Genomic DNA, 9749 nt, shown 5'->3' on the forward strand with positions numbered 1-9749 from the left:
AGAACCCCGCGGCAAGCCTGAGAGGAAAGCACCATGAGTCATTTGTTGGATCAACTGCGGTTCTTCAACCGCAAGCAAAGCGAGTTCGCCGAGGGCCACGGGGAAACCCGCAAGGAGTCCCGCGACTGGGAGAACGTCTACCGCTCGCGCTGGCAGTACGACAAGATCGTGCGCTCCACCCACGGGGTGAACTGCACCGGTTCCTGCTCGTGGAAGATCTACGTGAAGAACGGCCTGATCACCTGGGAAACCCAGCAGACCGACTACCCGCGCACCCGCAACGACCTGCCCAACCACGAGCCGCGCGGCTGCCCGCGGGGTGCCAGCTACAGCTGGTACATCTACAGCGCCAACCGCCTGAAGTACCCGAAGATCCGCAAGCCGCTGCTCAAGCTGTGGCGCCAGGCACGCCAGAGCCTGGCGCCGGTGGACGCCTGGGCGAGCATCGTCGAGGACCCGGCCAAGGCCGAGTCGTACAAGAGCAAGCGCGGCATGGGCGGCTTCATCCGCTCCAGCTGGGATGAGGTCAACGAAATCATCGCCGCGGCCAACGTCTACACCATCAAGCAGTACGGCCCCGACCGGGTCGTCGGTTTCTCGCCGATCCCGGCCATGTCGATGGTCAGCTACGCCGCTGGCGCCCGCTACCTGTCGCTGATCGGCGGCGCCTGCCTGAGCTTCTACGACTGGTACTGCGACCTGCCGCCGGCTTCGCCGATGGTCTGGGGCGAGCAGACCGACGTGCCGGAATCGGCCGACTGGTACAACTCCAACTACATCATCGCCTGGGGGTCCAACGTTCCGCAGACCCGTACCCCCGACGCGCACTTCTTCACCGAGGTGCGCTACAAGGGCACCAAGACCGTGGCCATCACCCCGGACTATTCGGAAGTGGCCAAGCTCACCGACCTCTGGCTCAACCCCAAGCAGGGCACCGACGCGGCGCTGGCCCAGGCCTTCAATCATGTGATCTTCAAGGAATTCCACCTCGACCGGCCGAGCGCCTATTTCACCGAGTACGCCAAGCGCTACACCGACCTGCCGGTGCTGGTGCTGCTCAAGCCGATGCTCGGCACCGCGCCGGGGGCCGGCTACCAGCCGGACCGTTTCCTGCGCGCCTCGGACCTGGCCGGCAACCTCGGCCAGGACAACAACCCGGAATGGAAAACCATCGCCATCGACGCCAGCGGCGAGCTGGTGTCGCCCCAGGGCTCCATCGGCTATCGCTGGGGCGAGCAGGGCAAGTGGAACATCCTTGCCCGCGAAGGCGGCGAGGGCCGCGAGATCGACCTGAACCTGAGCCTGATCGGCGGCGATGTCGCCGAAGTGGCCTTCCCGTACTTCGCTGGCGAAACCCAGGAGCACTTCCAGCACGTGGCCGGCGATGCCGTGCAATACCGCCGGGTGCCGGTGCGCAGCCTGACCCTGGCCGACGGTAGCCAGGCCAAGGTCGCCACGGTGTTCGACCTGTCGGCGGCCAACCTGGCCATCGACCGTGGCCTGGGCGGCGCCAACGTGGCCAAGGACTACGACGACGCCAGCGTGCCCGGCACCCCGGCCTGGCAGGAGCAGATCACCGGCGTCAGCCGCGAGAAAGCGATCCAGATCGCCCGCGAGTTCGCCGACAACGCCGACAAGACCCGTGGGCGCTCGATGATCATCGTCGGCGCGGCGATGAACCACTGGTACCACATGGACATGAACTACCGCGGGCTGATCAACATGCTCATGCTCTGCGGTTGCGTCGGCCAGACCGGTGGCGGCTGGGCCCACTACGTGGGCCAGGAAAAGCTCCGTCCGCAGTGTGGCTGGCTGCCCCTGGCCTTCGGCCTGGACTGGAGCCGTCCGCCACGGCAGATGAACGGCACCAGCTTCTTCTACGCCCACAGCTCGCAATGGCGCCACGAGAAGATGAGCATGCACGACGTGCTCTCGCCGCTGGCCGACAAGAGCCAGTTCCCCGAACACGCCCTGGACTACAACATCCGCGCCGAACGCGCCGGCTGGCTGCCCAGCGCGCCGCAGCTCAACAGCAACCCGCTGCACATCTGTCGCGACGCCGCCGCAGCCGGCATGGCGCCCAAGGACTATGTGGTCAAGAGCCTGCACGAAGGCAGCCTGCGTTTTGCCTGCGAACAGCCGGACAGCCCGCAGAACTTCCCGCGCAACATGTTCATCTGGCGTTCCAACCTGCTGGGCTCCTCGGGCAAGGGCCACGAGTACATGCTCAAGTACCTGCTCGGCACCCGTAACGGGGTGATGAACGAGGACATCGGCCAGGTCGGCGACTGCAAGCCGCAAGAGGCCGAATGGGTGGACCAGGGCGCCATCGGCAAGCTCGACCTGGTCACCACCCTGGACTTCCGCATGTCCTCGACCTGCGTGTATTCCGACATCGTCCTGCCGACCGCCACCTGGTACGAGAAGGACGACATGAACACCTCGGACATGCATCCCTTCATCCACCCGCTGTCGGCGGCCATCGACCCGGCCTGGGAATCGCGTTCCGACTGGGAAATCTACAAGGGCATCGCCAAGGCGTTTTCCAGCATGGCGGTGGGGCACCTCGGGGTGGAGCAGGACCTGGTCACCGTGCCGCTGATGCATGACAGCGTCGGCGAACTGGCCCAGCCGTTCGGCGGCACCGACTGGAAAACCGCCGGCGTCGCCCCGCAGCCGGGCAAGAACGCGCCGAACCTGCAAGTGGTGGAGCGCGACTACCCGAACATCTACAAGCAGTTCACCTCCCTCGGGCCGCTGCTGGAGAAACTCGGCAACGGCGGCAAGGGCATCAACTGGAACACCGACAAGGAGGTGAAATTCCTTGGCGAGCTGAATTACCGCGAAGGCGCGGCGGGCATCAGCCAGGGCCGGCCGAAGATCGACACGGCGATCGACGCCGCCGAGGTGATCCTGTCCCTGGCCCCGGAAACCAATGGCCATGTGGCGCTCAAGGCCTGGGCCGCGCTGTCCGCGTTCACCGGCATAGACCACAGCCACCTGGCGCTGTCCAAGGCCCACGAGGCGATCCGCTTCCGCGATATCCAGGCGCAGCCGCGCAAGATCATTTCCAGCCCCACCTGGTCGGGCCTGGAGGACGATCACGTCAGCTACAACGCCGGCTACACCAACGTCCACGAGAACATCCCGTGGCGCACCATCACCGGCCGCCAGCAGTTCTACCAGGACCACCCGTGGATGCAGGCGTTCGGCGAACAGCTGATGAGCTACCGGCCGCCGGTCAACACCCGGACCATCGAGGCGGTGATGGGCAAGCGCACCAACGGCCACCCGGAAATCGTCCTGAACTGGATCACCCCGCACCAGAAGTGGGGCATCCACAGCACCTACAGCGACAACCTGCTGATGCTCACCCTGAGCCGTGGCGGGCCGATTGTCTGGCTCTCGGAAATCGACGCGCAACGCGCCGGCATCGAGGACAACGACTGGATCGAATGCTTCAACGCCAACGGCGCGGCGACCGCCCGGGCGGTGGTCAGCCAGCGGGTCAAGGAGGGCATGGTGATGATGTACCACGCCCAGGAACGGATCGTGAACGTGCCCGGTTCCGAGACCACCAAGACCCGCGGCGGCCACCACAACTCGGTGACCCGGGTGGTGCTCAAGCCGACCCACATGATCGGCGGCTATGCCCAGCAGGCCTACGGTTTCAACTATTACGGCACGGTCGGTTGCAACCGCGACGAATTCGTCGTGGTGCGCAAGATGGCCCGCGTCGACTGGCTCGATGGCTCGGACGGCGATGAGCTGCCACGCCCCCTGCCGACCGAGATGGATTGAGGAGTTGTCATGAAGATTCGTTCACAAATCGGCATGGTCCTGAACCTGGACAAATGCATCGGCTGCCATACCTGCTCGATCACCTGCAAGAACGTCTGGACCAGCCGCGAAGGCATGGAGTACGCCTGGTTCAACAACGTCGAGACCAAGCCCGGGATCGGCTACCCGAAAGAATGGGAAAACCAGGACAAGTGGAAGGGCGGCTGGGTGCGCAACGCCAACGGCTCGATCAACCCACGCATCGGCGGCAAGTTCCGGGTGCTGGCGAACATCTTCGCCAACCCCGACCTGCCGAGCCTCGACGACTACTACGAGCCGTTCGACTTCGACTACCAGCACCTGCACACCGCGCCCCTGGGCGACCACCAGCCGACCGCGCGGCCGCGTTCGGTGGTGTCCGGCAAGCGCATGGAAAAGATCGAGTGGGGGCCGAACTGGGAGGAGATCCTCGGCAGCGAGTTCGCCAAGCGGCGCAAGGACAAGAACTTCGACCAGATCCAGGCGGACATCTACGGCGAGTACGAAAACACTTTCATGATGTACCTGCCGCGCCTGTGCGAGCACTGCCTGAACCCAGCGTGCGCGGCGTCCTGCCCGAGCGGGGCGATCTACAAGCGTGAGGAGGACGGCATCGTCCTGATCGACCAGGAGAAGTGCCGCGGCTGGCGCATGTGCATCAGCGGCTGCCCGTACAAGAAGATCTATTTCAACTGGAAGAGCGGCAAGTCGGAGAAGTGCATCTTCTGCTACCCACGGATCGAGGCGGGCATGCCCACCGTGTGCGCCGAGACCTGTGTCGGGCGCATCCGCTACCTCGGCGTGCTGCTGTATGACGCCGACCGTATCGCCGAGGTGGCGAGCACCGCCAGCGAGCAGGACCTGTACGAGAAGCAGTTGGAGATCTTCCTCGACCCGCATGACCCGGCGGTGATCCGCCAGGCCCTGGAAGACGGGGTTCCGCAATCGGTGATCGACGCCGCGCAGCGTTCGCCGGTGTACAAGATGGCGGTCGACTGGAAGCTGGCGCTGCCGCTGCACCCGGAATACCGCACCTTGCCGATGGTCTGGTACGTGCCGCCGCTGTCGCCGATCCAGAACGCCGCGGCCGCCGGCACCGTGGGCATGAACGGGGTGATCCCGGATGTCGACAGCCTGCGCATCCCCCTGCGTTACCTGGCCAACCTGTTGACCGCGGGCGACGAGAAACCGGTCAAGCGCGCCCTCAAGCGCCTGCTGGCGATGCGTGCCTACAAGCGCGCCGAACAGGTCGAAGGCGTGCAGGACCTGCGGGTGCTCGAAGAGGTTGGCCTGAGCGTGAGCCAGGTCGAGGAGATGTACCGCTACCTGGCCATCGCCAACTACGAAGACCGCTACGTGGTGCCCAGCGCGCACCGCGAGGAGGCCATGAGCGACGCCTTCGCCGAGCGTTCCGGTTGCGGCTTCAGTTTTGGTAGCGGCTGCAGCGGCAGCTCCGACACCAATATGTTCGGGGCGAAGAAGGCCAACCGCCGCGACGTCCTGAAAACCGTGCAGCTGTGGGAGGAATGAGCATGCGCATCCTTAAAGTGATTTCGCTGCTGCTCGACTACCCGAGCGCAACCCTGGTCGAGGGCCGCGACGAACTGGAGCAGGCGATCATCCAGGCCCGGGAAATCAGCCCGAAGCAGCGCGGCGCGCTGTTCGAGCTGCTGGAACTGATCTGCAACAACGACCTGATGGATGGCCAGGAGCACTACGGTGCGCTGTTCGGTCGTGGCCGCTCGCTGTCGCTGCTGCTGTTCGAGCATGTGCACGGCGAGTCCCGCGACCGCGGCCAGGCCATGGTCGACATGCTCGCCCAGTATGAAGCCGCCGGCTTTGCCATCGGCATCAAGGAGCTGCCGGACTACATCCCGCTGTACCTGGAGTTCCTCTCCACCCGCGACGACCTCGAGGCCCGCGAGGGCCTGGCCGATGTCGCGCACCTGCTGGCCTTGCTCGCGGCGCGCCTGGAGGAGCGCGAGAGCGCCTATGCCAGTTGCTTGCGCGCCTTGCTGCAGATCGCTGGCGAGGAGCCGCACCAGGCGGTGGCCGACCTGCGCGAGCAGGTGGCGGCCGAGCCGCGCGACGACTCCCTCGAAGCCCTGGACAAGGTCTGGGAAGAGGAGGCAGTGGACTTTCTCAAGGCCGAGCAGCAGGAACGTTGCAGCGCCATGCCAAGCGCGCCGGGCAAGCCCCGGGAGGAAAGCGCGGTACCGCTGCACTGGGTGGATTTTCAGCATCAGGGGCTGGCCGCCGCGCCAGCCGGGGAGGTGGGCAATGTCTAAGTGGAATCTGTTGGTGTTCGGGATCTATCCCTATGTCGCCCTGGCGATCTGCCTGCTGGGCAGTTGGGCGCGCTTCGACCTGTCGCAGTACAGCTGGAAGGCCGGCTCCAGCCAGATGCTCGACAACCGCGGCATGCGCGTAGCCAGCAACCTGTTCCATGTCGGCGTGCTGTTCGTCCTGGCCGGGCACTTCGTTGGCCTGCTGACCCCGGCCTCGGTCTATCACCACGTGATCAGCACCGAGCACAAGCAGTTGCTGGCGATGGTCTCCGGCGGTTTCTTCGGCCTGCTGTGCCTGATCGGTTTGCTGATGCTGATCAAGCGCCGCCTCACCGATCCGCGCGTGCGCGCCACCTCGAGCCCCTCGGACATCCTGATCCTGCTGGTGCTGCTGGCGCAGTTGCTGCTCGGCCTTTTGACCATAGTCGCCTCTACCGCGCACATGGACGGCTCGGTGATGGTGATGCTCGCCGACTGGGCGCAGAACACCGTGATGTTGCGGCCTATGGACGCGGCGGCAGCCATCGCGCCGGTCGGCCTGACCTACAAGCTGCACGTGTTCCTCGGCCTGACCCTGTTCGTGCTGTTCCCCTTTACCCGCCTGGTGCACATGGTCAGCGCGCCGGTCTGGTACCTGGGACGGCGTTATCAAATCGTTCGGCAGAAAATCTGAGGAGGTTGTCATGTCTGGATGTGGATGTGGCGGCGGTAAAGGCGGCAGCGGCGGTTGCGGGTCTTCGGCTCGCGAAGAACCGCTGCTGCCAGAGAGTGAAGTGGAAGTGGGCGTGCAGGCTTTCACGCCGCCGGGCCATGAGCCCGTGGCCGCTGACGAGGCGCCCGTGCAACTGATCGCCAGCAGCGAGCAGGAGTGGCCGATCATCAGCGTCAACCAGGTGCCGATCACCCCGCAGGCGCTGGCCCAGGAGCTGCAATATCACCCGGCGGCCAGCCGCGAGGAGGCGGTGTATCAGGCGGCCAGGGCGCTGGTGATCCGCGAGCTGTTGCAGCAGCGCATCGCCGAACTTGGCCTGACGTTGCAGATCGGCGCCGGCGAGAACGAGGAGGAGGCCGCCACCCGCTTGCTGCTCGAACGCGAGGTGCAGGTGCCGGAGTGCGACGAGGCCACGTGCTGGCGTTACTACGACAACAACCGCGGGCGCTTTCACAGCGCGCCGTTGCTGGCGGTGCGGCACATCCTCCTTGAATGCGCGCCGGACGATGCCGGCGCGCGCAGCACGGCTCAGGTCCAGGCGGAGATTTTGCTGCAACGCCTGGACGAGCAGCCCGACAGTTTCGCTGCCCTGGCGCTGAAGTATTCGGCCTGCCCGTCGAAGGCCCAGGGCGGCTCCCTGGGGCAGATCAGCAAGGGCCAGACCGTGCCGGAACTGGAGCGCCAGTTGTTCGGTCTGCCGACGGGGCTGGCGGCCAAGCCGCTGGAAAGCCGTTACGGCTGGCATGTGGTCAGCGTCGACCAGCGGGTCGAGGGCCAGGCGCTGCCTTACGAGGCGGTGGCGACGGCGATCCGCAACCAGCTGCAACAGGGCGTCTGGCAGAAGGCTGTGGTGCAGTACCTGCAAACCCTGATCGGCGCCGCGGACATTCGTGGCATTCATCTGCAAGGCGCCGACTCGCCGCTGGTGCAGTAAGGGGAAGGCCATGAGCAATGGGATGCGGGACGGCTTCGGGCGGCAGATCGACTACCTGCGGATGTCGGTGACCGACCGTTGCGATTTTCGCTGTGTGTATTGCATGGCGAAGAACATGACCTTCCTGCCGCGCCAGCAGGTGCTGACCCTGGAGGAGTTGCAACGGTTGGCGGCGCTGTTCGTCGGCCAGGGCGTGCGCAAGATCCGCCTCACCGGCGGCGAGCCGCTGATTCGCCCGGGCATCGTCGACCTGTGCCGCAACATCGCCGCCTTGCCGGGCCTGCGCGAACTGGTGATGACCAGCAATGGCTCGCAACTGGAACGCCTGGCCCGGCCGCTGGCGGAGGCCGGGGTCAAGCGCATGAACATCAGCCTCGATAGCCTGGACGGGCAGAAGTTTCGCGCCATCACCCGCAACGGCGATCTCGACCCGGTGCTGCGCGGCATCGAGGTGGCGCGCGGGGCGGGGTTCGAGCGGGTCAAGCTCAACTGCGTGGTGATGAAGGGCCGCAACTTCGAGGAGGTGCCGCAACTGGTGCAGTACGCCATCGAGCAGGGCATCGACATCAGCTTTATCGAGGAAATGCCCCTGGGCGACGTCGGCCGTTCCCGGGGCGAGTCTTTCTGTTCCAGCGATGAGGTGCGGGCGCTGATCGCCAGCCGCCATGCCTTGCTCGACAGCACCGAGAACAGCGGCGGGCCGGCGCGTTACGTGCGCCTGGAGCGCCATCCGCGGACGCGCATCGGTTTTATCTCGCCCAACAGCCACAACTTCTGTGGCAGCTGCAATCGGGTGCGGATGACGGTCGAAGGCAAGCTGTTGCTGTGCCTGGGGCAGGACGATGCCCTGGACCTGCGCGGTCTGCTGCGGCGGTATCCGCTGGACGATCAGCCGTTGATCGATGCCTTGCAGCAGGCGTTGCGGCGTAAGCCATGGCGCCACGACTTTAGCCCCGGAGGTACGGTGCAGTTGGTGCGGTTTATGAATATGAGTGGGGGGTGAGATTGGGGGTATATCCGTTGCTGCGGTAACGGCTGCTTAGGGTTCCGCCCTTACGGCGGCTTACTTTTGAAAAGCGCAAAAGTAAGCAAAACGCTTTGCCCCACCACTCGGCACCTCGCTGAGGCTCGGTGTGCCCGAACGAAGGCATTACGGAGCGGGCCGCCGCCACGGGCCATTCATGGCCCGGGGCGGCTAAACCGGCATCCCTGCCGGTTTACCCGCTCCGTAATACCTCCGTTCGGCCAGCGTGGTTAACGGGGCGTCAGAGATCAAGATCAAGATCAAGATCAAGATCAAGATCAAAAGCCAAAGCCAAAGCCAAAACACAGCCTTCGCCGGGCGAAGCTTGCGGCTTTTGCACGCTACGGCTCTTCTGCCGGACACGGCTGTTGATGGACGGATTTGGTCGGTCAGACAACACGCTTTGTGTAGCCGCTGCCGAGCACAGCGAGGCTGCGATCGGCCCGCAGGGCCGCTAAACCTGACACCTCGTAGGATCTGGGGATACGCGGTGCCTGCCTGGCGAGTCCTTCGGCCTCGATCGCAGCCTCGCTGTGCTCGGCAGCGGCTACAGGGCCCGCGTTCTCAACCAGGCCGGCTGTCTCGCGTCAGCCAAAGCCCGAACAGAGCCAAAGCCGGGCGAAGCTTGCGGCTTTTGCACGCTACGGCTCTTCTACCGGACACGGCGGTTGATGGACGGATTTGGTCGGTCAGGCAACACGCTTTGTGTAGCCGCTGCCGAGCGCAGCGAGGCTGCGATCGGCCCGCAGGGCCGCTAAACCTGACACCTCGTAGGATCTGGGGAAACGCGGTGCCTGCCTGGCGAGTCCTTCGGCCTCGATCGCAGCCTCGCTGCGCTCGGCAGCGGCTACAGGGCCCGCGTTCTCAGCCAGGTCGGCCGGTAGGCCGCCGTCTTGCTTTTGATCTGAGCGCCCCGTTAACCACGCTGGCCGAACGCAGGCATTGAGCCGTGGGTAACCCGGCAGGGATGCC

At 65.2% G+C, this 9749-nt stretch carries 6 protein-coding genes; all 6 read left to right on the forward strand.

From position 1 onward, the window contains the following. The first annotated feature begins 33 nt into the window (after positions 1 to 33). Genes J4D28_RS22785 through moaA form a run of 6 tightly spaced genes read left to right on the forward strand, consistent with a single transcriptional unit; the run spans position 34 to position 8756 of the window. Positions 34 to 3801, forward strand: a complete 3768-nt coding sequence (locus tag J4D28_RS22785; protein WP_103331832.1) for a nitrate reductase subunit alpha — start codon at positions 34 to 36, stop codon at positions 3799 to 3801. Positions 3802 to 3810: 9 nt separating this feature from the next. Continuing rightward, positions 3811 to 5349, forward strand: a complete 1539-nt coding sequence (gene narH / locus J4D28_RS22790) for a nitrate reductase subunit beta (protein ID WP_025810408.1) — start codon at positions 3811 to 3813, stop codon at positions 5347 to 5349. A 2-nt stretch (positions 5350 to 5351) separates the two neighbouring features. Further along, entirely contained in the window at positions 5352 to 6107 is a 756-nt protein-coding gene (narJ, locus tag J4D28_RS22795; RefSeq protein WP_039968062.1) for a nitrate reductase molybdenum cofactor assembly chaperone, read from the forward strand. Then, positions 6100 to 6780 carry a respiratory nitrate reductase subunit gamma gene (gene narI, locus J4D28_RS22800; protein ID WP_009049445.1) on the forward strand — a complete coding sequence of 227 codons (681 nt, stop codon included), beginning with the start codon at positions 6100 to 6102 and terminating at the stop codon, positions 6778 to 6780. The genes narJ and narI overlap by 8 nt, the downstream gene beginning before the upstream one ends. A 10-nt stretch (positions 6781 to 6790) precedes the next feature. Then, complete coding sequence (locus J4D28_RS22805; RefSeq protein WP_103331833.1) at positions 6791 to 7753, forward strand: peptidylprolyl isomerase; 963 nt, start codon at positions 6791 to 6793, stop codon at positions 7751 to 7753. Positions 7754 to 7763: 10 nt separating this feature from the next. Beyond that, positions 7764 to 8756, forward strand: coding sequence for a GTP 3',8-cyclase MoaA (moaA, locus tag J4D28_RS22810; protein WP_103331834.1), 993 nt, complete (start codon positions 7764 to 7766; stop codon positions 8754 to 8756). The last annotated feature ends 993 nt before the right edge of the window (positions 8757 to 9749 follow it).

Origin of the sequence: Pseudomonas sp. GW531-T4, assembly GCF_017349615.1 — a bacterium.
In the GTDB taxonomy this organism is placed as follows: Bacteria; Pseudomonadota; Gammaproteobacteria; order Pseudomonadales; family Pseudomonadaceae; genus Aquipseudomonas; species Aquipseudomonas chlororaphis_I.